The following is a 23,523-nucleotide window of genomic DNA, read 5'->3' as shown; positions in this document are numbered from 1 at the left end:
TTCAAGTGGAGGAGTGATACGCTTCTCCACTTACATAGTACGAACTATTTCAGCACATAGCGAGTAAGCATAAGGGACACAAGGGGGAGAGGAACATGCAAAGACTTTTTAGCACAGAAGGCAGAATCTATGGTGGGATGGAACGCATTTATCAAGTAATGCTACTAAATTGCTTATTCATCATCTCCTGTCTGCCGGTAGTTACTATCGGGGCAGCAATCACGGCCGCGTACGGAACGGCATACAAATTAGTGGATTATCGTGAGGGTATCTTATACAAAGAATATCTTCATCAATTTAAACTGAATTTCTGGCCGGCAACGAAAATCTGGTTGCTGCTGATTGGTCTGATTTTGGGCGGTTTTGCCATATTTCCCTTTATGCGTCCTTTTCTAGTGGGCAATCGATTAGCTTATTATGTAATGATGATCGTGATGACGGCTTTGGCCTTAACCGTTTTATATTTGTTCCCATTGACGGCGCGGTTTGACAATACCCTTTCAGGGACAGTAGTGAATGCGATGATTCTATCCCTCAAGCATTTGCCCATCAGCATTTTATTGTTTCTTGTAAGTATCGGTGGTGTTTTAGTCCCATTCTATTTTCCAAAATTATTATTTGCCTGGTTGTTTGTAGGAGCGGGTCTGGTTTTTTTCCTAAATGCCAAGCTGATATTAAAAGTTTTTGCACAATATGAGAATACAGAAGAGAGAAGTTGAGAATATGTATATTGGATTTGACATTGGCGGTACAACAGTAAAATATGGTGTTTTAGATGAAGCGGGAAATATTCTAGAAAAAAATGCAATGCCTACTAATTATGATTTAGCCGCCTTTTTAAACGAGCTCCACGAAATCGTGAAAGATGCGCAAAAACGGTATAGCGTCATTGATGGGATTGGTATCAGTGCGCCGGGAATTATTCAAAAAGATGGCTATATGTTAACAGCCGGTGCTATCAAACCATTCTACGGCGCCAATCTTAAGGTCGAGCTAGAACGTTTGACTGGTCTTGGCGTCTCGATTGAAAATGATGCCAATGCGGCGGCTATTGCGGAACGCTGGATTGGTAATGCCCAAGGGATGGACAATTACTTGTGCCTTGTTTTGGGAACTGGCATTGGTGGGGGCATCGTTATTAACGGAGAAGTTTTTCGTGGAGCCCATGGGATGGCCGGCGAATTTGGCTGGAGTATCATCGACCGACTGCCAGAAACAGGAGACATCGAGGAAGTTTCCTGGAATAAACGGGCAGCAACTGTGGGTGGCTTATGTTACCAATATAATCTGGCACAAAAACAAGTCGACGCTGCTGCGGAAGCTATTTGGGACGCCCGTGAGATTTTTCGACGAGAAGCGGCCGGCGAAGCGTTAGCAATTCAAATCGTTGACCAATTTTTAACTGATTTATCCATTGGGATGCTGAATTTGATTAGTTGTTTCGATCCAGAAGTTATTTTATTTGGTGGAGGTATTAGTTCCAATGAAGAATTTAATGCCCGCTTCCAAGTACGTTTAAACGAAATAATGGATCGACATGAATCAATCCACTATTTGAAAAATAAAACGATTGCCCCCGTCCTTCCGGCAAAATTACAAAATGATGCTGGTATGATTGGGGCCGTCTATCAAATCCATCGCCAAGTAACCACCCAGCAACTGGTTTGATGAGGCATGAGGGGAACGCTAATCTAGAGATTGGCGTTTTTTTCTTTTTAAACCAAGGGATTATTCGCCAACGCTTTAGAAAAAGCATGGTCTATGTTAAAATTAGCGAGTATGAATATGGTAACATTGCCGTGATATGCAAATTTTAAATAAACTTAGGTGAATATAAATGAAAAAAATCGTAATTAATGGGGCTCGGCCCCTTGAAGGTGAAGTAACCATCAGCGGAGCAAAAAATAGTGCAGTAGCGCTGATTCCAGCCGCTATTTTAGCAGATTCTCCGGTGACCTTAGAAGGTGTACCTGATATCAAGGATGTCCATTCTTTGATTGAAATTTTAGAAATCATGGGAGCGAAAGTCTCCTTTGAAAACAATACAATGGAAATCGACCCAACTGGCTTAGTTTCAGTACCTATGCCTAGCGGTAAAATCAACAGCTTGCGCGCTTCCTACTATTTTATGGGGGCGTTGTTGGGTAAATTTGGCGAAGGCGTGGTAGGTTTACCGGGGGGCTGCTATTTAGGCCCGCGTCCCATTGATTTACACGTAAAAGGGTTTGAAGCGCTAGGGGCAACGGTAAATAATGAACATGGCGCGATGTATCTACGTTCTGAAGAAGGCTTAACTGGTACTCGTATTTTTATGGATATGGTATCGATTGGGGCGACTATCAATGTGATGCTGGCTGCCGTGAAAGCTAAAGGACGGACCATTATTGAAAATGCCGCGCGGGAACCAGAGATTATTGATGTCGCCACCTTATTGAATAATATGGGGGCTAACATCCGCGGGGCAGGAACAAATGAAATTCGAATCGAGGGAGTCACTGAATTACATGGCTGCCACCACTCTATCATTCCAGACCGAATTGAGGCGGGGACTTATTTAGCGATTGCGGCGGCCTGTGGTACCGGCAAAGGCATCAAAGTTCGCAACGTGATTTATGAGCATTTAGAAAGCTTCATCGCAAAATTAGACGAAATGGGCGTTAAGATGACAATTGAGGAAGATGTCATTACCGTTCATCCTTCTCCTGATTTAAAGATGGCCAATGTTAAAACCTATCCTTACCCAGGCTTTGCGACGGATCTCCAACAACCCATCACACCTTTATTATTGAAAGCCACGGGGACTGGTGAAATCATTGACACGATTTATTCAAAACGGGTCAATCATATTCCGGAGCTTGTGCGGATGGGAGCTGACGCTACGGTAGAAGGGAACATGATTATCGTTAATGGCCCTGCAAAGCTACACGGCGCCGAAGTTGTAGCTAGTGATTTGCGGGCGGGTGCGTGCTTAGTCACGGCTGGCTTGATGGCAGAAGGCACAACGACAATTTTCAACGTGGATTACATTTTGCGAGGCTACGATCATATTATTGAAAAACTGACTGCTTTAGGTGCGGATATTCAAATGATCAAAGAGGAGAACGCATGAGTGACTATTTAACAATGGCGGAGCTTGAAAATCGTACCTTGAAAGAAATTTATCAATATGCGAAAGAGTTCAAGATCCCTTATTACAGTCAAATGAATAAGAAGGAATTAGCTTTAGCCGTGATTCGAGCGCAGGCTGAAAAGCAAGGCTTTTTCTTCATGGAAGGTATTTTGGATATCGTCGGCCAAGAAGGCTTTGGCTTTTTGCGGCCCATTAATTACGGTCCAAGTGCCGAAGATATTTATATTTCTTCTTCACAAATTCGCCGCTTTGGCTTACGAAATGGGGATAAAGTGGCCGGAAAAGCGCGACCACCGAAAGAATCCGAACGGTATTACGGCTTAATGCACGTAGAGTCCGTTAACGGGAAAGATCCCGAAGAAGCCAAAGAACGTCCGCATTTTCCAGCCTTAACGGCCCTTTACCCAGATCGACAATTAAAATTGGAATCAAAACCAGGTCGCCTAGCAACCCGCATGATTGATCTTTTTGCACCGGTTGGCTTTGGCCAACGGGGCTTGATTGTAGCACCGCCTAAAGCGGGTAAAACCAGTATTCTTAAAGAAATCGCCAATGGCATTACCGATAACCATCCAGATGTTGAGCTGATTATGCTGCTCATTGATGAACGTCCAGAAGAAGTGACGGATTTGGAACGCAGCGTCAAAGGGGATGTGGTGTATTCAACATTTGACCAACAACCGCAAAACCATACTCGCGTATCAGAACTCGTTTTGGAACGGGCGATGCGCTTAGTAGAAGACAAGCGGGATGTTGTGATTTTGATGGATAGTATTACCCGTCTGGCCCGTGCGTATAATTTAGTCGTTCCGCCTAGCGGCCGCACCTTAAGCGGCGGGATTGACCCAGCGGCTTTTTATAAACCAAAACGCTTTTTTGGTGCCGCCCGCAATATCGAAGAAGGTGGCTCCTTAACAATCCTGGCAACAGCCCTTGTTGATACCGGCAGCCGAATGGATGATGTCATCTATGAAGAATTCAAAGGAACAGGTAACATGGAATTACACCTTTCCCGTGAACTCGCAGAACGCCGTCTATTCCCAGCAATCGACATCAAAAAATCCGGTACTCGTAAAGAAGAACTGCTAATGAGTGCGCAACAGCTTGAGGAAACTTGGAAATTGCGGAACAATATGCGCGGGGATTCTTTAGAATATACCGAGCAATTCATCCAGTTCTTGAAAAAGACGAAAACCAACAAAGAATTATTCCAAGCCTTTCAAGATGTACACTTTGGAAAAAGCAAAAGAAATCCCAAAAGATAATTGCATGACGAATTGATCCATGCTATTATAGTACTGTTGTAAATTTTGAAAAAATCAACTCTGATTCAGCAAATGACTCAGGGCAAAGGAGCGAAAAAGACATGAAAGCAGATATTCATCCGGATTACCATCCAGTAGTCTTCATGGACTCTACAACAGGTTTTAAATTCTTGTCAGGTTCTACTAAAGGATCTCAAGAAACTGTTGAGTGGGAAGATGGCAATACTTACCCATTGATCCGTGTCGAAGTTACTTCAGACTCACATCCTTTCTACACAGGACGTCAAAAATTCACACAAGCAGACGGACGTGTGGACCGTTTCAACAAAAAATACGGTCTCAAAGACACAAACGCTGCGGAGTAATCAAAACAATCTATCAAGAATGTTTAACCGACTATCTTACAAGGATAGTCGGTTTTTTTTGTTTTGATCATACTTTCGTCACACGGGTGTAGATATCTATGGTCGTTTTAATATCGGTATGGCCTAATCAAACTTATACTTCTTTAATCCAAGCACCAGATTCCAAGAGCGGACTAAAATGAGTATGATAAAAGCAAAAATATTTATGAAACCGTTTTAATTTGTTATCGATTAATTTATAAAAGATTGTTAAACTTAAAATATACCGACTTTTAGAAAGGGATAGTGTTCGATTAAGGGCGATAAGTAACAATCTGGTGGATAAATGATTCTATTTATGCTTTATTCTTAACTAAAATCATTTATTAAATTTGTACTCTCATAAAATCAGTAAGTAACAATATACAAGGAGGACGCTCCAATGAATAAAAATGATATAGCCTGGTTTGGCTGTAGGGCCAATTAGATCGAAAAAAACTCAGTTTATGCTTCTGGCTGAAAGATTCACTTGAATTTAAACAATAAATATTCTTGTGGAATAGAGTCACGGTTAAAGGTAATACTCGTCGCCTAATTATCAATATTCATCTACCTACTTTTAGTCGGTACACTTTATTTACGAGGAGATGATTTGTAAATGAAACAAAATAAGGAACTGGTCAATATTGGTTTTGACATTGGAATTGCTTCTGTAGGATGGTCAGTTGTGAGTAAACAGAGTGGGAAAATACTTGAAACAGGTGTTAGTATTTTTCCAAGTGGTACTGCTTCTAAAAATGAAGAGCGGAGATCTTTTCGGCAGGCCCGAAGATTATTAAGACGCCGTAAAAATCGGATTAGTGACTTGAAGATACTATTAGAAGAAAATGGTTTTAGGATAGCTAAATTGAACCAACTGGTCACGCCATACGAGCTGCGAGTTAGAGGACTAAATGAACAACTTTCAAAGGAAGAATTGTCTGTAGCACTACTTCATTTGGTAAAGCGGCGGGGAATTAGTTATTCTCTCGAAGATTCTGAGGGGGAAGGTGATAATCAGACATCTTATAAGCAAAGTGTGTCTATCAATCAAAAATTATTAAAGGAAAAAACCCCCGGTGAAATTCAATTAGAACGTTTAGAAAAATATGGGAAAATTCGAGGTCAAGTGAAGGATTTACAAGAAGAAAATGCAGCTGTTTTAATGAATGTATTTCCCAATACTGCTTATGTTCGTGAAGCAGAGTTAATTTTATTAAAACAAAAAGAATATTACTCAGAAATTACCGACAATTTCATTAAAGAAGCAACAGCGTTGATATCTCGAAAGCGAGAATACTTTGTGGGACCAGGTTCCGAGAAATCACGCACTGATTACGGAATCTATCGAACTGATGGAACAAAGTTGGATAATCTGTTCGAAATATTGATTGGGAAAGATAAAATTTTCCCCAATGAATTTCGTGCAGCTGGTAATTCTTATACAGCACAACTTTATAATTTATTGAATGATTTGAACAACTTAAAAATAAAAACTCTAGAAGATGGCAAACTTACAAAAGACCAAAAATTATCCATCATTGAAGAGTTAAAGACAACAACTAAAAAAGTGAATATGATGCAGCTTATTAAAAAAATAGCAAAGGCAGAGGAATCAGATATTTCTGGCTATAGAATTGACCGCAATGATAAGCCGGAAATACATTCGATGGCTATTTTCTATAAAGTACGTAAAAAGTTTCTGGAGCAGGAAATTGATATTAACGACTGGCCAATAGATTTTTTAGACATTCTTGGAAGAGTTTTGACATTGAATACAGAAAATGGAGAAATCAGGCGATCACTAACAGAACTAAAAAAAGATTATATATTTTTAGACGAGACTTTGATTGAATTGATTATCAACTCGAAAGATAGTTTCAAATTAACCAGTAATCAAAAATGGCATCGCTTCTCTTTGAAAACTATGCAGCTATTAATTCCTGAACTGCTCAACTCTTCCAAAGAGCAGATGACAATTTTGACAGAATTAGGATTGTTACATGAAAATAAGCAAGATTATAGTAATAAAACAAAAATAGATGTTAAAAATTTAACTGAAAATATCTATAATCCTGTTGTAAGAAAATCAGTTAAACAAGCTATGGATATTTTTAATAGCTTGTTTAAAAAGTATCCCAATATAGCTTATTTAGTTGTTGAAATGCCTAGAGATGAAGCTGAAGATGAAGTAGAACAGAAAAAACAAGCACAGAAATTTCAAAAAGAGAATGAGGCAGAGAAAGAAAAATCCTTAAAAGAATTTCAAGAATTGGCTGGGGTTAGTGACTCACAGCTTGAGAATCAAATCTATAAACGTAGAAAACTTCGTATGAAGATTCGCTTATGGTACCAGCAACTAGGAAAATGCCCATATTCTGGCAAAACGATTGCTGCAGAAGATTTGTTCTGGACAGATCATCTTTTCGAAATTGACCATGTTATTCCCTTATCTATTTCTTATGATGATGGCCAGAATAACAAAGTACTTTGTTATAGCGAAATGAACCAAGAAAAGGGACAAAAAACGCCTTATGGATTTATGCAATCAGGAAAAGGACAAGGATTCTCAGCGTTACAAGCTATGCTGAAAAGTAATTCGAGAATGTCAGGAGCTAAGAAGCGTAATTTACTCTTCACTGAAGACATCAATGATATTGAAGTACGAAAAAGATTTATTGCCCGGAACTTAGTGGATACTAGATATGCTTCTCGGATTGTTTTAAATGAGTTGCAACAATTTACTCGCAGCAAGCAATTAGATACAAAGGTGACCGTAATTAGAGGGAAGTTCACTAGTAAATTAAGGGAAACTTGGCGATTGAATAAATCTAGAGAAACGCATCATCATCATGCAGTAGATGCCACAATCATTGCTGTTTCTCCAATGTTAAAATTGTGGGAGCGAAATGCTGAGATCATCCCAATGAAAGTAAATGAGAATGTCGTTGATATAAAAACGGGAGAAATATTAACTGATAAGGTTTACCAAGAAGAGATGTACCAACTACCATACGCAAGTTTGTTAGAAGATATCGCAGTGATGGAAAATAAAATAAAATTTCATCATCAGGTGGACAAAAAAATGAATCGTAAAGTTAGTGATGCTACGATTTATGCAACTCGCTCTGCAAAAGTTGGCAAAGACAAGGAGCCACAAAACTACGTCTTAGGAAAGATTAAGGATATATATGATACTAAAGAATATGAGAACTTTAAAAAAATCTACGATAAAGATAAGTCGAAATTCTTGATGCAACAACTTGATCCTATGACCTTTGAAAAATTAGAAAAAGTTCTAAAAGAGTATCCCGACTTTGAAGAAGTTCAACAAGATAACGGAAGAGTAAAGAGAATTCCAATTAGTCCTTTTGAACTATATCGTCGTGAAAAAGGTCCTATTACAAAATTTGCGAAAAGAAACAATGGACCTGCTATAAAATCAGTTAAATATTATGACAGTAAGATGGGCTCTGCGATAGATATCACTCCACAAACAGCTAAAAATAAGAAAGTTGTTTTGCAATCATTGAAACCTTGGCGAACGGATGTTTATTTCAATCAAGAAACTAAAGAATATGAAATCATGGGAATCAAGTACAGTGATATGCAGTATCTGAATGGAAATTATGGAATTACAAATGAGCGATATAAAGAAATACAAAGAGAAGAAGGAGTTGCTGATAATTCAGAGTTCATGATGTCATTATATCGTGGTGATCGCATTAAAGTTATAGACACTAATAGTGATGAATCAGTTGAACTGTTGTTTGGATCTAGAACAATACCCACGAAGAAAGGATACGTGGAGCTAAAACCAATTGAGAAAACAAAATTCGATTCTAAAGAAATTGTCAGTTTTTATGGTCAGGTAACTCCTAATGGTCAATTTGTTAAAAAATTTACACGGAATGGATATAGACTATTAAAAGTGAATACCAACATATTGGGGAATCCATATTATATCAGTAAGGAAGGAATCAATCCGAGAAACATTCTTGACACCGGTTTCAAAGGTTGATATGATTACGGTACGAGGGACGCTTCGTACCGTTACTGATTTTTTGAGAATCTACAAAAATAAGGCTTTATGCCGAATTTCCCACTCAATTTATTGAGTGGGTTTTTTATTTAAGGAGGGTCAACGATGACTTGGCGAATTATACATATAAAAGAGAGCGAACGAATCCAGTTGAAGCTAGACAACTTGGAGATACATAAAAAAGGCGAGAGATATTTGATACCATTATCAGATATTAGCATGGTAGTGATAGAGGGGAATACTTCTATTACCACTAATATTCTGGCACAGTTTACCAAGTTTAATATCGCTCTGATTGTTTGTGATAGTAAGTTTCTACCAACAGGATTGTTATTAAACTATGGAAATTATCATCATACTGCTAAACGAGTTCTAGAGCAGATAAGATGGCCTGAAGAACTGAAACAGAACATTTGGCAGGAAATTGTAGGGCAAAAAATCCTGAATCAAATTGAATTTGCCAAATATAAAAAGGTGAATGCAGACCGTTTAGCCGTAATGACCGATTTATTTAGCCAATTACGGCCTGGGGATAGTAGCAATCGCGAAGGGCATGTGGCAAAAGTTTACTTTAATTCTTTGTATGGAATGGAGTTTACACGAGAAGATGAGTGCATGACAAATGGAGCTATGAACTATGGTTACGCAATCGTCCGGGCAGCAATCGCGCGAATAGTTGTAGGACAAGGATTAATGACAATGGTTGGTGTTTTTCATAAAAATGAATTCAACTCTTTCAATTTAGTAGATGATTTAATGGAACCATTTCGCCCAATTATGGATTATTGGATTGATAAATATATTTTATCAGACTATGAGTATCTAACTTATGAGGCAAGACTGAAAATGATAGATTTTTTGAATCAACCAATGGTATATCGTTCGACAAAGAGTAGTGTGGATCAAGTTATGCAAAAATATGTCAGTAGTTTTTTGAAAGCAATGACTGCTAATCAAGAAATTCATTTTGTATCCCTAAAAGATTTTATGGAGGCAGAAAGATGAGGTACCAGCAAATGAGAATTTTATGTATGTTTGATTTACCAATGGAAACAAAAAAAGAGCAGCGAGCTTATAGAATGTTTCGGAAAGAATTACTAGCTAATGGTTTTGTAATGCTGCAATACTCCATATACTATCGAATCGTGCCAAATCGATCTGCTGGAAAGAAATATGAAACAATCTTAAAACGGATGATTCCTCGAACGGGAGAGGTTAGATTGTTATACGTTAGTGAAAAACAATTTGAAGAGATGCAACTTTTGGTTGGGACAAAGGGACATCAAGAACAGATTATCGGAAATCAAAAATTGGTGGTGATTTAATGGAGATTGCAATTGAGTACGAGCGGGGAAATTATCTTGAATTTGAAGGTGAAAACTATACTTTCATTTTAGGTGCTAATCATGAAATAAAATGGAAATTGTATCGTGGTTTAAAGCGGTTTTCAACTGGGAAAAGTCTTTCTGATCTTGAAGAAAATGTTTATGGCGATGACGGAATTGTGATAAAGTGTAATGACAAAAAAATGAAAGCAAAAGATCTACCAATTTATTTTTTGGACTGCCGAGAAAGCTTTCTTGAACAGTATCGCTATACCAAAGGTAGCTTAATTCAAAAATATATTGATAAAATGGAGGATAGTTTTGAAATCAATCGTCAAATCGAAAAGTTAAACGATAGTTTCATACAATTGGAGATAGAGCTACAAGACAGTTTTTCTAAAAATTTAGTACATGTCATTCCTAATGTAAAGCCGGCTAGTTATCAAGAGATGGTAAAACATTTTTTACAATTAAGTTTCTATGAAGATAATACCGACTTTCCTGTTGAGATGATGGATATTGAAAAACTAATTGATGATTATTGCACACTTATTAAAGAAGAAATTCTAAGAACTCAAAAAAATCATTGGTTATGGATCAATAATCCTAACGCATTTATCTCGAAAAAAATTCTATCAAAATTTATTTGTAAGTTAAGAAAGGTTTCGGATGATACAAGTCTGCTCCATATCTTTATTATGAGTGATGATTATCTGGAGCTTTCTTATGAATATGAAGATATTTCAAACACGGTTCTTCTTTATGAACGTTATCAACAATTACCTGATTTCGAGAACTTTTGTGATTCATTAGCTCGTTATTATCCAGATGAATTATGTATGGATAATAGACAAATAATTCAATCTTTATACCGAATTTTTCCATATGTAGGTTATCAATCTGATATGCAAGAAGTGTATCTAAAAAATCAAGATATGGTATTATTAAAAGTAGTTAGTCAACTTTTGAATTGCGCTTCCACTGTGAAATGTACGGATTTAGAACGTGCATTATCAATTTTGGAACACAAATTTTTAGTAAACTAACGGAAAAACGAAAATTTCGGATTGGAGACGTCCATTTGAGGTTTTTGTACTCTCAAGAAATCAGTAACGGTAAAACATCGCAATTCGCAAGCTAACGGTTCGTGGGGTTTTTGTACTCTCAAGAAATCAGTAACGGTAAAACCAAAAAACGGTTTTTCATCATTAGTATCGGGTTTTTGTACTCTCAAGAAATCAGTAACGGTAAAACAGCTTGTAAACTATCTGACGTAGTGTAGTTGTTTTTGTACTCTCAAGAAATCAGTAACGGTAAAACACAGACAAGCCCAAGCAAAATAGCAAGCCGTTTTTGTACTCTCAAGAAATCAGTAACGGTAAAACCCAGTTTACATTTTACCGCAACACACCATTGTTTTTGTACTCTCAAGAAATCAGTAACGGTAAAACCAGATGCTTACAATGCCGCAGTGAATGGGAGTTTTTGTACTCTCAAGAAATCAGTAACGGTAAAACTCCAGTCGCCATAGACTCTTGTAAGGTACGGTTTTTGTACTCTCAAGAAATCAGTAACGGTAAAACTTTAGTTGTGAAAATTGTTCAAGGTATTGGGTTTTTGTACTCTCAAGAAATCAGTAACGGTAAAACTATGATAGTTGATAGCACCTATCACCACGTGTTTTTGTACTCTCAAGAAATCAGTAACGGTAAAACTCAACGTCAGACGGATCTACAAGAGTATCCGTTTTTGTACTCTCAAGAAATCAGTAACGGTAAAACCGTTCATAGAGCGTGTCGTACACGTTCCCTGTTTTTGTACTCTCAAGAAATCAGTAACGGTAAAACTTAAAGATATTTCGCTCCGTAGTGTTAATTGTTTTTGTACTCTCAAGAAATCAGTAACGGTAAAACTCAAATTCCGTCTCAAATAAAAAACCATCCGTTTTTGTACTCTCAAGAAATCAGTAACGGTAAAACCTTAAAACAATTGCATCCTAAATTTGATTTGTTTTTGTACTCTCAAGAAATCAGTAACGGTAAAACCGTCCGCCACCATCTTATTTTTCTTGTACTGTTTTTGTACTCTCAAGAAATCAGTAACGGTAAAACACGCCCAACATTTCAGACAGCTCAACAGCCGTTTTTGTACTCTCAAGAAATCAGTAACGGTAAAACAAACTTGTGTACCGATCAAAACAATTGGCGGTTTTTGTACTCTCAAGAAATCAGTAACGGTAAAACGGTGATAATTCCCGTCAATTTCTAGGTAATGTTTTTGTACTCTCAAGAAATCAGTAACGGTAAAACTTTTTTCTAGTTGGCGAATAAGTTCCGCAGGTTTTTGTACTCTCAAGAAATCAGTAACGGTAAAACCGTAATAGGTCCCTACAGCTGTGACCACAGGTTTTTGTACTCTCAAGAAATCAGTAACGGTAAAACAAAAGTTACAACACGGTTACACAGGCAAAGGTTTTTGTACTCTCAAGAAATCAGTAACGGTAAAACTGCTGTTAGAGAAGTTACTCTAGGCAAGTAGTTTTTGTACTCTCAAGAAATCAGTAACGGTAAAACCCAAAATCATAGAACTGCATTACTTGACCTGTTTTTGTACTCTCAAGAAATCAGTAACGGTAAAACGCGCATAGACAGACGAATGTCAACAGTAGGGTTTTTGTACTCTCAAGAAATCAGTAACGGTAAAACTCTCGGTGGCTTCCATTGGTTCTTTGGTGTGTTTTTGTACTCTCAAGAAATCAGTAATGGTAAAACAACAAGGTTATTTGCTCCCTCGTCTGAGCAGTTTTTGTACTCTCAAGAAAACAGTATTAAAAACAGGCCTCCCAAAGACTACAAATTGTCGCGGGAGGCCTGTTTTCTATTTTCGTTCTGCCTTCTGTATTAGTGCAATCGGAATTGTTCCGAGTCCGGCTCCGAGAATAATTAAGCAGACATTTGCAAGAAAAAGAATCAGGGAACCGCTGAAAATAGCTGAGGATTGTGTGGCGATCCCAAAGCCAATGGTGGCTAAGGGCGGCATAAGTGAGGCGGCAATGGCGACGCCAGGTAAAATATTGCCGGAATCTTTTTTCGCAGAACCAATGATGGCTGCTAGTCCACCAAAGAAAGCTACGATGGCAATGCCGATAGATAAAGAGGTACGGTCAAGAATAGCTTGGTTCACGGTGGCGTCTGGCGCAAGCAAAAAGTAGATTGTAGAGGCAATAATTGCCACGACGATTTGTAAAAATAATAATAGACAACCTTTGAGAAAAAGTTTTTTGTTGCGAAGCACACCACCATAACCGATGCCTAAAAGAGGATCCATCAAAGGTGAAATCAGCATTGACCCAACAATGATGGGAGAGTTTTCTTCTGCTAAGCCCACACTGGCGATGACGATGGCACAAAAGAGGATCATAAAGTCGGACCAGTCTAAGACAAGATTGTCTGAAATATGCTTCTTTAAAGAATTTGCGCGTATAAATTGTTTATTTTGATGTTCATTAGTCATCACCATCACCTCTACCTGTTTTTTTAGAAAATTCCTTAATTCAAGTATAGCGAAAGATAATCGGATAGAAAAATAATTTACGTTGCACTACTAGACAAGCTGGCTTGAAAAGCTAGGACAGCTGTTCTTGATTGTAGCAGTGGGGTATAATTAACATCAAAACAACAAGCTTTCAAAGGGAGGTCCTCATGTTAAATACAATCCTAATCTTACTAACTGCGGCGCCGCTATTGTCTCAGCTTTTAGTGATGGTCTTGATTTTCATCAATCCTGTTGGTGGCAAACCGAAGATCCAGTCGCTAATATTTTATTCAATAGGTGCGGTCAATGGTTTGGCTCTTGTTTTATTAGGCCTTATTTGGGGCTACTTAAGTGATGCGTATTTGGTTACTGCTGGGTACTCATTTTCCATCATGGCTGGTTTAACGGTACTCTTGCTTGTAGTTAGCCTTTTGGGACTACTGCTTAACAAAACGGCACCAAAGCATATGCCAAAGCAACCATAAAAGCTGTTTCTCAAAGCCGCTTTTTAGCGGATAAGTTCGTTCTATGCTATACTTTTTAGACTAATAAAGTTCCGTCAAGAGGAGGATTCCTATGTCAATCTATGATTTTACTGTGAAGGATGCTACGGGGCAGCCGGTCGCATTGAAAGACTATCAAGGTAAGGTGTTGCTGATTGTGAATACCGCAACTGGCTGTGGCTTTACGCCGCAATATGAAGGCTTGGAGCAGATGTACCGCAAGTTTAAGGAACAGGGGTTTGAGGTGTTGGATTTCCCTTGTAATCAATTTGGGAATCAAGCGCCCGGCAGTAATCAGGAGATTCAAGAATTTTGCCAGCTCCACTATGACACCACCTTTCAAACCTTTGGTAAGGTAGATGTGAATGGTGAAACGGCGGATCCGTTGTATAAGTACTTAAAGGCAGAGAAAAAGGGTTTAGGAGAAGCCATCAAGTGGAACTTCACCAAGTTTTTAGTGGATCGTGAAGGGAATGTGGTGAAACGGTTTGGTTCTGCCACGACACCGGAAAAGATTGAAGCCGTTGTGGCGAATTATTTATAAAAAAGGCGTTGTCGACTAGTTAAAAGGGTCGACAACGCTTTTTGATTAGTTTTCTTGGTTCCGCAGGCTAGTCAGCTGTGTCACATAGAGCAAAAGTCGGTCCGCATAAGAAGGACTGTTTTGATAAGTTTTGATTTCGTCTTTTAATGTCGAGAGGTCATCGGTGATGATGCCATCAACATCCATGAAGAAGAGATTGTCCATTGTTGTGCTATCATTGACGGTCCAGATATAAACCTCTTTTTGAGCCTGATGGGCTTTGTCAATAAAATCGCTGTCTAAAGTAGTCTGTTCCATAGTATACGCGTTAGCGGGCGTTTGGGGATAGACAAAATTATACGGTAGGATAAAACTAACGAATAGCTCAGGCGCTTGCTCTTTTAAGCCAGTCACGACCTGATAGTCTAAGGAATGGATGCGGTGCTGATGCGCTAAAATCGTTGCTTGATAGCGTTCAATAAAATGCTGGAGCATCTTGGGCGAATCCATTTTAGTCGTTTTAATTTCAATTAGCAGTTTTTGATGATGCTGATTGGCGTAAGCTAAGTAATCATCAAAGCTAGCGATTTTGGCTTCATGACCATTTTCGTGAACGGTAAGTTTGGTCAATTCGGCTAGGGTCAGTTGATGCGGCGCTTTATTGACGCCAGCTAGTGCTTCAAGATTTTCATCGTGCATCACGACAAATTGTTGGTCTTTGGTTTCATGAATATCCATTTCAATGTAATCAGGTTTCGCTTTGATGGTTTCAGCCATCGCCGGAATCGTATTCTGAACGCCATTTGCACCGTTAACCCCCCGGTGTGAAATTGTTAAAGGAAAACTGGTCAAAGCACCGGTCAAAAAAAGGGCGTTGTAAATCATGACGGCAATGCCCAAAACTGCAATGACACTGATGGCTAAAATTCGCGTTGGCAGGCGACGGGCTTTGGCGGCGGGCATTGCTGGGAGTGACAAGTCCGGCATAATCAGCTGGAAGAAAACCACCATCGCCCACAGAGTAATGAGTTGGGTGGCAACTTCCATTACGCCTAAGTTTAAGGTTGCCCCCACTAATGGCCAATAGCTGGGTAGCTGATCTAAGCCAAGCTGGAGTAAGTACAGGCCAAAGACGATCACTAGGGTGAAGAGGACGGTTAAAAAATTCAACCAAAATAAGCGGAAAAATAATTTCAGTGAATGTCCCTTAGTCCGCTGCCAACTTTCCTGAAAGGCTGTTTTTGCGGGTAACTTTTGAAGAATCAAATTGGGCAAAAAGTATAAGGATCGGAGCCCCACGTATAACATTAGCAAAAAGAACAGCATAATTAGCACGAAATAGAGGGGGTTAGCACTTAGAAAATCTACGACAAAATCAGGAATCTTGATTTTCGACAGCAGGACACTTTGAAAAAAGAAATTGGCAAAAGGCAGAATTAAAAAGCCATAAATCAAGAAATAACCAAAGGTACGAAGAGGCAGTTGGCGCATTTGGCTTAAGCAGAAGCGAATCAAGGTGAGGGGCTTCAAGCTACCTTCTTGTTTGATCAAGGCGATGCCAGAGAGTAGAAAAGAGAACTGCCAGTAAAGGGCTAATAATAGTAGTAATACCACTGCTAAAAGTCCCAGTGCTACCAAGGGATGACCTAAAACTTCCGGTAAATTTGTAATGGTGAGATAAGGAATGTTCCCCAGTTTTAATACTTGCTCAGTCAGCCAACGAAGGAGCGGGATGACCAGCCATTCCAAGGCAAGGTTCATGGTCAATAGCAGGAGCACATAACTGCCCCAATGTTGTCGAAATTCTTTGGTACTGGCACGGATGGAATGATTCATAGAAATCTTCCTTTCTAGTTGGTAAAAACATCTGTTAAAAAAATTAGACCATTTAACAAAAGTCTTTGTCAACTAAAGGTAATTGTCGGCCGTCTTAAATGTGAGATAGCCGATAAAGATTCCAAAAAAACGTCGTTCTTTTTCAGAATAATGGTACAATATAGCTGTTGAAAAAATCAGATGAGGTGAAAGTATGCAATTGATTGAGAAACCTTTTGGTAAAGAGGCAACGCTATTCGTCTTGAAAAATGAAAACGGTATCGAATTGGCGATTAGCGATTATGGCGCGCGCATCGTTTCCTTGAAAGCACCGGTGAATGGTGTCAGCCGAGAATTGGTGTTGGGCTTTGATTCAGCTGAAGAATATGCGGACAAAGATCCTTACATCGGCGCTTCCATTGGTCGCGTGGCGGGGCGGATTCGCAAAGGGCAGTTTGTCATTGATGAAACGGAATACCAACTGCCAGTAGATCCAGAAAATGGCAATAATCTCCATGGCGGTAATGGCTTTGATAAACGTCTGTGGGAAAGTGAAGCGGATTTAAATGATGAGGCGGCAACGGTTACCTTTACACTAGTAAGTCCAGATGGTGATGAAGGCTTTCCGGGTAATCTATCCATAAGTGTCCGTTACACCTTGACGGCTGACAATCGCTGGATTATTGATTATTTTGCCGAAACGGATCAAGCTACTTTATACAATCCTACTAACCATGTTTACTTTAATTTACTGGGAGATCCTGGTCAGTCTGTAGGGGAACATACCTTGAAATTAGCGGCAGATCGCTTTATTGAGATTGATAGTGCCGTTTTACCAACAGGAAATCTGGTGGATGTCACGGCGACGCCCTTTGATTTTCGAGCTGGTCGTCCTTTGGAGCAGGTCTTTACGTCTGAACATCCGCAAAACAAAATCGTGTCTGGTTTAGATCATCCCTTCTTGTTAACGGGTGCGGGTCCGCAAGCAATTCTAACCAGTCCAGACGCAGCGGTGGCGATTGAAATGACTACCGATTTGCCGTCAGTCGTGATTTTTACGGCTAACTTTGGCGAGGAAGGCGTGCCAATGCGTGGGACTAAAATCGGCAATCACGGTGGTGTAACGCTAGAAACACAAGTGCCACCAGGGGCTTTGGAAATGGACGGACTGGGAGAAGTGATTTTACGACCAGCCGCAGATTTCCACACCCAAACTACTTTTAAAATTGTAACGAAGTGAGGCAATTTATGAAACTATATGGCAGTATTGAGGCTGGCGGCACAAAATTTGTTTGTGCGGTGGGCGATGAAGAATTGACTATTTTAGAAAGAGTTAGCTTTCCTACCACAACACCTGAGGAAACCATGGCGCAAGTCATTGCGTTTTTCCAACAATATGAACTAGCGGCGATTGGTATTGGTTCGTTTGGACCAATTGATGTCCATCGTGACTCGCCAACTTATGGCTATATTACCTCGACCCCTAAATTAGCTTGGCAGAATTATGATTTTGTTGGTACGATGAAGCAGCATTTTCCATTGCCGTTAGCTTGGACCACTGATGTCAACGCTGCGGCCTATGGAGAATATGTGGCAGGCGCAGGTGTCGGCCGGACGAGTGTGGTCTATTATACGATTGGCACAGGCGTTGGTGGCGGTGCTTTGCAGGAAGGTCGCTTTGTGGAGGGCTTTAGCCATCCGGAAATGGGACATATGTTGGTGAGAAGACATCCTGAAGATACCTTTGCCGGCAGTTGTCCTTTCCATCACGATTGTTTAGAGGGCATGGCAGCTGGTCCTGCTTTGGAAGGTCGTAGTGGCACGAAAGGGCAAGATTTAGCTGCTGATGATCCAATTTGGGCGATGGAGGCTTATTACATTGCGCAATGCTGTTACAATACCACTTTAATGTTAGCACCAGATGTGATTGTTTTAGGTGGTGGTGTTATGAAGCAACCACAATTATTACCAATGATTCGCACGGCCTTTAGCGAGTTGTTGCAAGGCTACGTCAAAACACCGCCTTTGGAACAGTATCTAGTGGCTCCTGCTTTGGCAGACAACCCTGGTACTATTGGTTGTCTAGCGCTAGCACGGGAAACCGCTTTGCATAGTTAAACCACGAGAATGGAGAGGGAAACCTCATCCATTCTTTTTTGTTGAGAATACGGTAAAATAGAAGAAAGCAGACTATTTTGAAGGCAGTGGCGGATATGATAAGATACTTACTAAATGTAAGCTGTATGGAGGGATAACGATGTATGAAATTAGAGGAATCCATCATGTAACAGGGATGACAAGCCGTGCGGAAACAGCTTATCGTTTTTTTACGGAGATTTTAGGACTACGTTTGATTAAGCGAACCTTGAATTACGATGATATTCAAACCTATCATCTTTATTTTGCCGATGATATTGGTACACCAGGCACTGATATCGACTTTTTTGATTTTCCAGACCAAGGTCCAGCGGTTTTAGGCAACAATCAAGTACGCATGGCCACCTTTCGGGTGCGTTCTGACGAAGCAATCGATTTTTGGCAGGAGCGCTTTACTGAATTAGGCATCGTGACGGCGGCACCGTATCTCTTTTTCGGTAAGAAGGTTTTGCCATTTGAAGATGGCGATGGGGCCGAATACTTATTGATTTCAGACGAATGGGATGCTGGCGAAGCCGGTGGTCGTCCGTGGGCCGAATCACCAGTTCCACCAGAATATGGCATTATTGGACTAGGTCCGGTGATTATGAAAGTAGCAGATGGTCGCTTATTAGATCTAGTCTTGCGGGATGTTTTAGCATTTGAAATGACAGCCCAAGAAGGAAACTATCTCTATTACGAAGTGGATGAAGGCGGCAATGGTGCCAGCTTAATCGTGGAGGAATCGGATGAAGAGACGGGCGAGTCTGGTTATGGCAGTATTCACCATATAGCTTTACGGGTAGACGACGAGGAATCCTTAGACTTTTGGATTGAGCGGATTCGTCATTTTGAGATTCAGGTAACCGATCCCGTCGATCGTTTGTATTTCAAATCCGCCTATTTTGGTGCTTCACCAGGTATTATGTTGGAGTTAAGTACTGATGGACCTGGCTTTTTCGTGGATGAGCCTTACGAAACAAGTGGCACTACCTTGAAATTGCCACCCTTTTTAGAAGAACAACGGGAATTTGTTGAACGGATGATCAGACCTTTGCAGTTAGGAGATGAATAAATGAAACATTTATTTGAAACGGGCGAAGCCAATGGCAAAAAATTATTACTGCTGCATGGAACAGGCGGCGACGAGCATTCGTTAGTGGATATCGCACGGTTTTTAGATGGTGCTTGTACGATTCTGTCTTTCCGTGGTGAAATCGAAGAAGACGGGATGAATCGTTTCTTTAAACGCGATGGGTTGAACCAGTTCAACATCGAAAGCTTAGAAGCAGAAACCGACAAACTCTTGGCGGCCATTGAAGAACAAAGTGCGGCCCAAGGCATTCCCTTAGAGGACTGGGTCTTAGTGGGCTATTCTAATGGCGCCAATATTGCGGCTCATTTATTATTAGAACGGGAAACGGATTTACGATATGGCTTGTTTTTCCATCCCATGTCATTAGGGGTGGATAGTCAAAAGTTTGATCTGTCAGATAAAAAAATCTGGGCTTCTTTTGGTGAAGGGGACCCCATCGTTTCACCGGAAAGCTTTAATACCCTAGTGAAGCAGCTGGAAGGACGCGGGGCTGAGGTTCAGGTGACCCAAACGTCTCAAGGCCATCAAGTCGTGATGCCAGAAATCACCCAAGCAAAAACCTGGTTGGCTTTGCTGTAAAGGCTATCTTTTGTCAATAATTCTAAGAAATGCTATCCTTTATGTAGAAAACTAAAGGAGGAATTAGAAATGGCAGATGTAAAAGGTCGCGCAGAAGATGCGAAAGATAAAGTAGTTGGTGAAACAAAAGCAGGTGTCGGCAAAGTAACGGACGACAAGAGTAAAGAAGCAGAAGGCAAAGCGCAATCTGCTTTTGCAGATGTGAAATCAAAAGCCCGTGATTTTGGCGATGACGTGAAAGAAGGCGCTGAAAAAGCCGGTCATGATATCAAAGAAGGTGCTGATCACGCTGGTGATAAAATTAAAGATGCCTTTGATGATGTAAAGAAAAAATTTAAAAAATAATGATGTGGCCGCTGATTAGCAGTTGTCCCGTTTGGCATGCAGGTTAACTGTTATGCTAAAGGGACAGCCTGCTGACAGCGGGCTTTTTTCTTTCGTGGAAGGAGGGGCCGCATGGATCAAGAGTTAGGCTCATTTTTAGAAGAAATGCTCACGGAAATGCAGCATAGTGTCACTGATTCCGGCAGTTTTTCCGGAAAAATCATGGTAACCGTGTTATTAGGGCTGCTCTTTCTTTTGTGCCAGTGGGGCCTGAAAAAGATTTTTATCCGTAGCGCAAAAGATATGAAGCGGGACCGCGTACTTTACCTGGTATTACACAATGTACTGCGGGCCGTATTAGTAGTGGCGATTTTGATTGTTTGGTTTAATGCATTAGATTCATTTTTACTGATTGTGATGGGCTTTTTGCTTTTGGCAAGTTTATCAATTAAAAATTTGATTATCAACTTGGCGGGGTGGTTTTTTATTGTCAGTCGGCACCACTTTCGGATCTATGACCGAATTGAAGTGGACGGAATCAAGGGTGAAGTGATTGAAATCAAACCGATGTTTTTTACGGTAATGGAGTTGGCCAACTGGTTTGATGCAGAGTCGCCTACTGGTCGGACGGTTAAACTGCCTAATAAGCTAATTTTTGAAGAGGCTATCTATAATTATACTGAACGGACCCATTTTATTTGGAATGAGATTCAGTACACCTTGACGTATGAGAGTGATATCGACCGAGCGCTAGCTATCATGGCTGACGTAGCCCAGCGTTATACAGCAGGCTTGAAGACGACGACTTTTTCTGAACCGGTAGATTTTGCGCGGGAATCGGCCCAATTTCCTTTATTTGACGGGAATCCTCAGCCGGTGACCTTAGTAGCCAGTGATCCTTTAGGGGTCATTGTAAAAGTACGTTACATGGTCTTTTATAAAGATGGCTCGACGGTCAGAACCCAGTTGGAGCAGGAGATGATTCAAGCCTTTCAAAAAGAATCAGCGATTCAATTGGCTTTGGATCAATTACGCATAAGAAAATGACGTTTCCCCACAGTGGCATGGAGCCAATTGGAGGGAAACGCCATTTTTATTTGCGTTCGAAGGGATCGCTGCTGATGCCCTTTGCCAAGACTTGGCGAGCATATTCTTGAGCTGAGAATAGCGAATGGTCGCGGTAATTGCCACATTCCTTTGCGGAAACGGCCGGTACAACTTCGGTAGTCGTGACTTTCTCTAACACGGTTACTAGGGCATCGCGAACTGCTTCAGGAGTGGCGCCATCCCACATGATCATATAGAAACCAGTCCGACAACCCATAGGTGAAATATCAATGATACCAGACAGTTCATCCCGTAAATAAGTTGCTAATAGGTGTTCTAAAGTGTGCAGTGCTGCAGTGGGCATAGCTTCTTGATTGGGCTGTAAAAACCGCAAATCATATTTTTGAACGACTGCGCCCTGATGTTCCTCACGGCCTGCCTGCCGCACATAAGGTGCTTTGACTAAATTATGGTCTAATTGAAAACTTTCTACTTTTGCCAAGATGATTCCTCCTTGTATTTTCGCTCCACTATAACAAGAGCCAGCGCGCCACGTCAAGAGGCGGTGAAGGACACTGATAAAATTCTTTTCCTTTTCAGAAAAATACAGTAAAATAGGTCAAATACACAAAGAACCAGCAGAAAAACTTTTCCCAGAGCATTTCATCGTGGGATTTGCCGTATTTTTAGGTGAACTATGGTAAAATGAAGAGGCGAGGTTTTCGGACCTAGGAGGAATACACGTATGAAAAATGGCTATCATGTTGCAGTGGTTGGCGCGACAGGCGCGGTAGGAACAAAGATGATCGAAATGTTGGAAACCACGACATTGCCGATTGCCTCCTTGAAACTATTGGCATCTAAACGTTCAGCAGGGCAAGTCCGTACTTTTCGTGGGGCCGAGCTAGTGATTGAAGAGCTGGTGCCGGCTTCTTTTGAAGGTGTCGATATTGCTCTTTTCAGTGCTGGTGGCTCTATTTCAGAAGCATTCGCACCGGAAGCCGTTAAAAGAGGCGCCGTGGTGATCGACAATACGAGTCATTTTCGAATGGATCCAACGGTACCACTAGTAGTGCCAGAAGTGAATGAGAAAGCGTTGCGGCAGCATCAAGGAATCATTGCTAACCCCAATTGTTCCACTATACAAATGGTGGTGGCGCTGGAACCGATTCGCCAAGCTTATGGCTTGCGTCGAATCATCGTGTCCACTTATCAGGCTGTCAGCGGGGCGGGTGCGAAAGCAATGACGGAGTTGAAAGAGCAGGCACAGACCTTTTTGGATGGGACGCCAGCAACCGAACTTTCGGCAGCTATCTTACCTAGTGGCGGCGATAAAAAACATTATCCCATCGCCTTCAATGCCTTACCACAAATCGATTTGTTTGCTGAAGATGGCTATACTTATGAAGAGTGGAAAATGATCAATGAAACCAAAAAAATTATGGCTGACACGGCGCTCTCAGTAGTAGCCACTTGTGTTCGCATTCCAGTCTTGACTGGCCATTCTGAGTCGGTTTATTTGGAAACAGTAGAATCAGGGGCAACGGTGGCTGACGTGCAAAGTCTTTTGGCACAAGCACCAGGGGTAACCTTAGTAGATGATCCTAGTCAGCAAAGCTATCCCCAAGCATTATTTGCTGTGGATCAAAAAGATACCTTTGTGGGACGCGTTCGCCAAGATGTCGACGTAGAAAATGGCTTTCATATGTGGGTTGTAGCTGACAATTTATTGAAGGGTGCTGCCTGGAATTCTGTTCAAATCGCGGAAAGTTTGCATAAATTAGACTTAGTCCGCATTAACTGATAGAAAATTTGTACGTG

The 23,523-nt window shown here is 40.6% G+C and carries 21 protein-coding genes and 1 CRISPR repeat array; of the genes, 18 read left to right on the top strand and 3 right to left on the bottom strand.

Going from position 1 to position 23,523, the window contains the following annotated elements:
- The first annotated feature begins 95 nt into the window (after positions 1-95).
- The 9 genes from ECA01S_RS06725 (at position 96) to csn2-St (ending at position 11,191) form a co-directional block, all read left to right on the top strand.
- Positions 96-719, top strand: a complete 624-nt coding sequence (locus ECA01S_RS06725; RefSeq protein WP_067392992.1) for a YesL family protein — start codon at positions 96-98, stop codon at positions 717-719.
- A 4-nt stretch (positions 720-723) separates the two neighbouring features.
- Complete coding sequence (locus tag ECA01S_RS06720) at positions 724-1,668, top strand: ROK family protein (protein ID WP_067392989.1); 945 nt, start codon at positions 724-726, stop codon at positions 1,666-1,668.
- A gap of 169 nt (positions 1,669-1,837) precedes the next feature.
- Positions 1,838-3,109, top strand: coding sequence for a UDP-N-acetylglucosamine 1-carboxyvinyltransferase (murA, locus tag ECA01S_RS06715; RefSeq protein ID WP_067392986.1), 1,272 nt, complete (start codon positions 1,838-1,840; stop codon positions 3,107-3,109).
- Positions 3,106-4,395: a transcription termination factor Rho gene (rho, locus tag ECA01S_RS06710; RefSeq protein ID WP_067392983.1), complete on the top strand. Its 1,290-nt coding sequence runs from the start codon at positions 3,106-3,108 to the stop codon at positions 4,393-4,395. Before murA ends, rho begins: the two co-directional genes overlap by 4 nt.
- Positions 4,396-4,496: 101 nt before the next feature.
- Positions 4,497-4,760: a type B 50S ribosomal protein L31 gene (locus ECA01S_RS06705; protein ID WP_067392980.1), complete on the top strand. Its 264-nt coding sequence runs from the start codon at positions 4,497-4,499 to the stop codon at positions 4,758-4,760.
- 637 nt (positions 4,761-5,397) lie between these two features.
- Positions 5,398-8,799 (top strand): type II CRISPR RNA-guided endonuclease Cas9, encoded by a 3,402-nt coding sequence (gene cas9, locus ECA01S_RS06700; protein ID WP_067392977.1) that lies wholly within the window; start codon positions 5,398-5,400, stop codon positions 8,797-8,799.
- A gap of 126 nt (positions 8,800-8,925) precedes the next feature.
- On the top strand, positions 8,926-9,825 hold the full coding sequence (gene cas1 / locus ECA01S_RS06695) for a type II CRISPR-associated endonuclease Cas1 (RefSeq protein ID WP_067392975.1): 900 nt from the start codon (positions 8,926-8,928) through the stop codon (positions 9,823-9,825).
- Between the two features lie 11 nt (positions 9,826-9,836).
- Positions 9,837-10,145 carry a CRISPR-associated endonuclease Cas2 gene (gene cas2, locus ECA01S_RS06690; RefSeq protein WP_067393200.1) on the top strand — a complete coding sequence of 103 codons (309 nt, stop codon included), beginning with the start codon at positions 9,837-9,839 and terminating at the stop codon, positions 10,143-10,145.
- A complete protein-coding gene (gene csn2-St, locus ECA01S_RS06685; protein WP_067392972.1) occupies positions 10,145-11,191 on the top strand; it encodes a CRISPR-associated protein Csn2-St in 1,047 nt (348 codons plus the stop codon). Before cas2 ends, csn2-St begins: the two co-directional genes overlap by 1 nt.
- 40 nt (positions 11,192-11,231) lie before the next feature.
- A CRISPR array of direct repeats spans positions 11,232-12,916; the repeat unit is 36 nt; unit sequence GTTTTTGTACTCTCAAGAAATCAGTAACGGTAAAAC.
- A 106-nt stretch (positions 12,917-13,022) separates the two neighbouring features.
- On the opposite strand, the gene ECA01S_RS06680 is transcribed toward csn2-St, so the two are convergent.
- A complete protein-coding gene (locus tag ECA01S_RS06680; RefSeq protein ID WP_067392968.1) occupies positions 13,023-13,658 on the bottom strand; it encodes a TIGR00341 family protein in 636 nt (211 codons plus the stop codon).
- Between the two features lie 188 nt (positions 13,659-13,846).
- Between ECA01S_RS06680 and ECA01S_RS06675 the strand changes: the two genes are divergently transcribed.
- On the top strand, positions 13,847-14,164 hold the full coding sequence (locus ECA01S_RS06675) for a hypothetical protein (RefSeq protein ID WP_067392965.1): 318 nt from the start codon (positions 13,847-13,849) through the stop codon (positions 14,162-14,164).
- 91 nt (positions 14,165-14,255) lie between these two features.
- Positions 14,256-14,726, top strand: coding sequence for a glutathione peroxidase (locus tag ECA01S_RS06670; protein WP_067392963.1), 471 nt, complete (start codon positions 14,256-14,258; stop codon positions 14,724-14,726).
- 45 nt (positions 14,727-14,771) lie between these two features.
- Here ECA01S_RS06670 and ECA01S_RS06665 read toward each other — a convergent pair whose 3' ends face one another.
- Positions 14,772-16,541, bottom strand: coding sequence for a glycerophosphoryl diester phosphodiesterase membrane domain-containing protein (locus ECA01S_RS06665; RefSeq protein WP_067392960.1), 1,770 nt, complete (start codon positions 16,539-16,541; stop codon positions 14,772-14,774).
- A 193-nt stretch (positions 16,542-16,734) separates the two neighbouring features.
- Here ECA01S_RS06665 and ECA01S_RS06660 point away from each other — a divergent pair, with 193 nt between their 5' ends.
- From ECA01S_RS06660 to ECA01S_RS06635, 6 genes are all read left to right on the top strand, one after another.
- Positions 16,735-17,760 carry an aldose epimerase family protein gene (locus ECA01S_RS06660; RefSeq protein ID WP_067392957.1) on the top strand — a complete coding sequence of 342 codons (1,026 nt, stop codon included), beginning with the start codon at positions 16,735-16,737 and terminating at the stop codon, positions 17,758-17,760.
- A gap of 8 nt (positions 17,761-17,768) precedes the next feature.
- Positions 17,769-18,638 carry an ROK family protein gene (locus tag ECA01S_RS06655; RefSeq protein ID WP_067392954.1) on the top strand — a complete coding sequence of 290 codons (870 nt, stop codon included), beginning with the start codon at positions 17,769-17,771 and terminating at the stop codon, positions 18,636-18,638.
- Positions 18,639-18,777: 139 nt separating this feature from the next.
- On the top strand, positions 18,778-19,731 hold the full coding sequence (locus tag ECA01S_RS06650) for a VOC family protein (protein ID WP_067392951.1): 954 nt from the start codon (positions 18,778-18,780) through the stop codon (positions 19,729-19,731).
- Positions 19,732-20,331 carry an alpha/beta hydrolase gene (locus tag ECA01S_RS06645; protein ID WP_067392948.1) on the top strand — a complete coding sequence of 200 codons (600 nt, stop codon included), beginning with the start codon at positions 19,732-19,734 and terminating at the stop codon, positions 20,329-20,331.
- A 69-nt stretch (positions 20,332-20,400) separates the two neighbouring features.
- The gene (locus ECA01S_RS06640) at positions 20,401-20,676 is read left to right on the top strand and encodes a CsbD family protein (protein ID WP_067392946.1); all 276 of its coding nucleotides are present in this window, start codon (positions 20,401-20,403) and stop codon (positions 20,674-20,676) included.
- Between the two features lie 111 nt (positions 20,677-20,787).
- Entirely contained in the window at positions 20,788-21,702 is a 915-nt protein-coding gene (locus tag ECA01S_RS06635; protein ID WP_067392944.1) for a mechanosensitive ion channel family protein, read from the top strand.
- Positions 21,703-21,748: 46 nt separating this feature from the next.
- Here ECA01S_RS06635 and ECA01S_RS06630 read toward each other — a convergent pair whose 3' ends face one another.
- On the bottom strand, positions 21,749-22,204 hold the full coding sequence (locus tag ECA01S_RS06630; RefSeq protein ID WP_067392942.1) for an S-ribosylhomocysteine lyase: 456 nt from the start codon (positions 22,202-22,204) through the stop codon (positions 21,749-21,751).
- Positions 22,205-22,447: 243 nt separating this feature from the next.
- Between ECA01S_RS06630 and ECA01S_RS06625 the strand changes: the two genes are divergently transcribed.
- Complete coding sequence (locus ECA01S_RS06625; protein WP_067392940.1) at positions 22,448-23,506, top strand: aspartate-semialdehyde dehydrogenase; 1,059 nt, start codon at positions 22,448-22,450, stop codon at positions 23,504-23,506.
- Positions 23,507-23,523 lie beyond the last annotated feature (17 nt).

It is taken from the genome of Enterococcus canis NBRC 100695, assembly GCF_001544375.1.
Classification (GTDB): Bacteria; Bacillota; Bacilli; order Lactobacillales; family Enterococcaceae; genus Enterococcus_H; species Enterococcus_H canis.
Note: the sequence above shows the minus strand (reverse complement) of the source record. Positions and strands in the feature narration are given on the sequence as shown.

Bases quoted from the DNA above. Each gene is read 5' to 3' on its own strand.
- cas1 (WP_067392975.1), top strand. From the start codon at position 8,926: ATGACTTGGCGAATTATACATATAAAAGAGAGCGAACGAATCCAGTTG.
- cas9 (WP_067392977.1), top strand. From the start codon at position 5,398: ATGAAACAAAATAAGGAACTGGTCAATATTGGTTTTGACATTGGAATT.
- cas2 (WP_067393200.1), top strand. From the start codon at position 9,837: ATGAGAATTTTATGTATGTTTGATTTACCAATGGAAACAAAAAAAGAG.
- ECA01S_RS06625 (WP_067392940.1), top strand. From the start codon at position 22,448: ATGAAAAATGGCTATCATGTTGCAGTGGTTGGCGCGACAGGCGCGGTA.
- ECA01S_RS06680 (WP_067392968.1), bottom strand. From the start codon at position 13,658: ATGACTAATGAACATCAAAATAAACAATTTATACGCGCAAATTCTTTA.
- csn2-St (WP_067392972.1), top strand. From the start codon at position 10,145: ATGGAGATTGCAATTGAGTACGAGCGGGGAAATTATCTTGAATTTGAA.
- ECA01S_RS06645 (WP_067392948.1), top strand. From the start codon at position 19,732: ATGAAACATTTATTTGAAACGGGCGAAGCCAATGGCAAAAAATTATTA.
- ECA01S_RS06705 (WP_067392980.1), top strand. From the start codon at position 4,497: ATGAAAGCAGATATTCATCCGGATTACCATCCAGTAGTCTTCATGGAC.
- rho (WP_067392983.1), top strand. From the start codon at position 3,106: ATGAGTGACTATTTAACAATGGCGGAGCTTGAAAATCGTACCTTGAAA.
- ECA01S_RS06665 (WP_067392960.1), bottom strand. From the start codon at position 16,541: ATGAATCATTCCATCCGTGCCAGTACCAAAGAATTTCGACAACATTGG.
- ECA01S_RS06720 (WP_067392989.1), top strand. From the start codon at position 724: ATGTATATTGGATTTGACATTGGCGGTACAACAGTAAAATATGGTGTT.
- ECA01S_RS06655 (WP_067392954.1), top strand. From the start codon at position 17,769: ATGAAACTATATGGCAGTATTGAGGCTGGCGGCACAAAATTTGTTTGT.
- ECA01S_RS06640 (WP_067392946.1), top strand. From the start codon at position 20,401: ATGGCAGATGTAAAAGGTCGCGCAGAAGATGCGAAAGATAAAGTAGTT.
- ECA01S_RS06635 (WP_067392944.1), top strand. From the start codon at position 20,788: ATGGATCAAGAGTTAGGCTCATTTTTAGAAGAAATGCTCACGGAAATG.
- ECA01S_RS06660 (WP_067392957.1), top strand. From the start codon at position 16,735: ATGCAATTGATTGAGAAACCTTTTGGTAAAGAGGCAACGCTATTCGTC.
- ECA01S_RS06725 (WP_067392992.1), top strand. From the start codon at position 96: ATGCAAAGACTTTTTAGCACAGAAGGCAGAATCTATGGTGGGATGGAA.
- ECA01S_RS06650 (WP_067392951.1), top strand. From the start codon at position 18,778: ATGTATGAAATTAGAGGAATCCATCATGTAACAGGGATGACAAGCCGT.
- ECA01S_RS06675 (WP_067392965.1), top strand. From the start codon at position 13,847: ATGTTAAATACAATCCTAATCTTACTAACTGCGGCGCCGCTATTGTCT.
- murA (WP_067392986.1), top strand. From the start codon at position 1,838: ATGAAAAAAATCGTAATTAATGGGGCTCGGCCCCTTGAAGGTGAAGTA.
- ECA01S_RS06670 (WP_067392963.1), top strand. From the start codon at position 14,256: ATGTCAATCTATGATTTTACTGTGAAGGATGCTACGGGGCAGCCGGTC.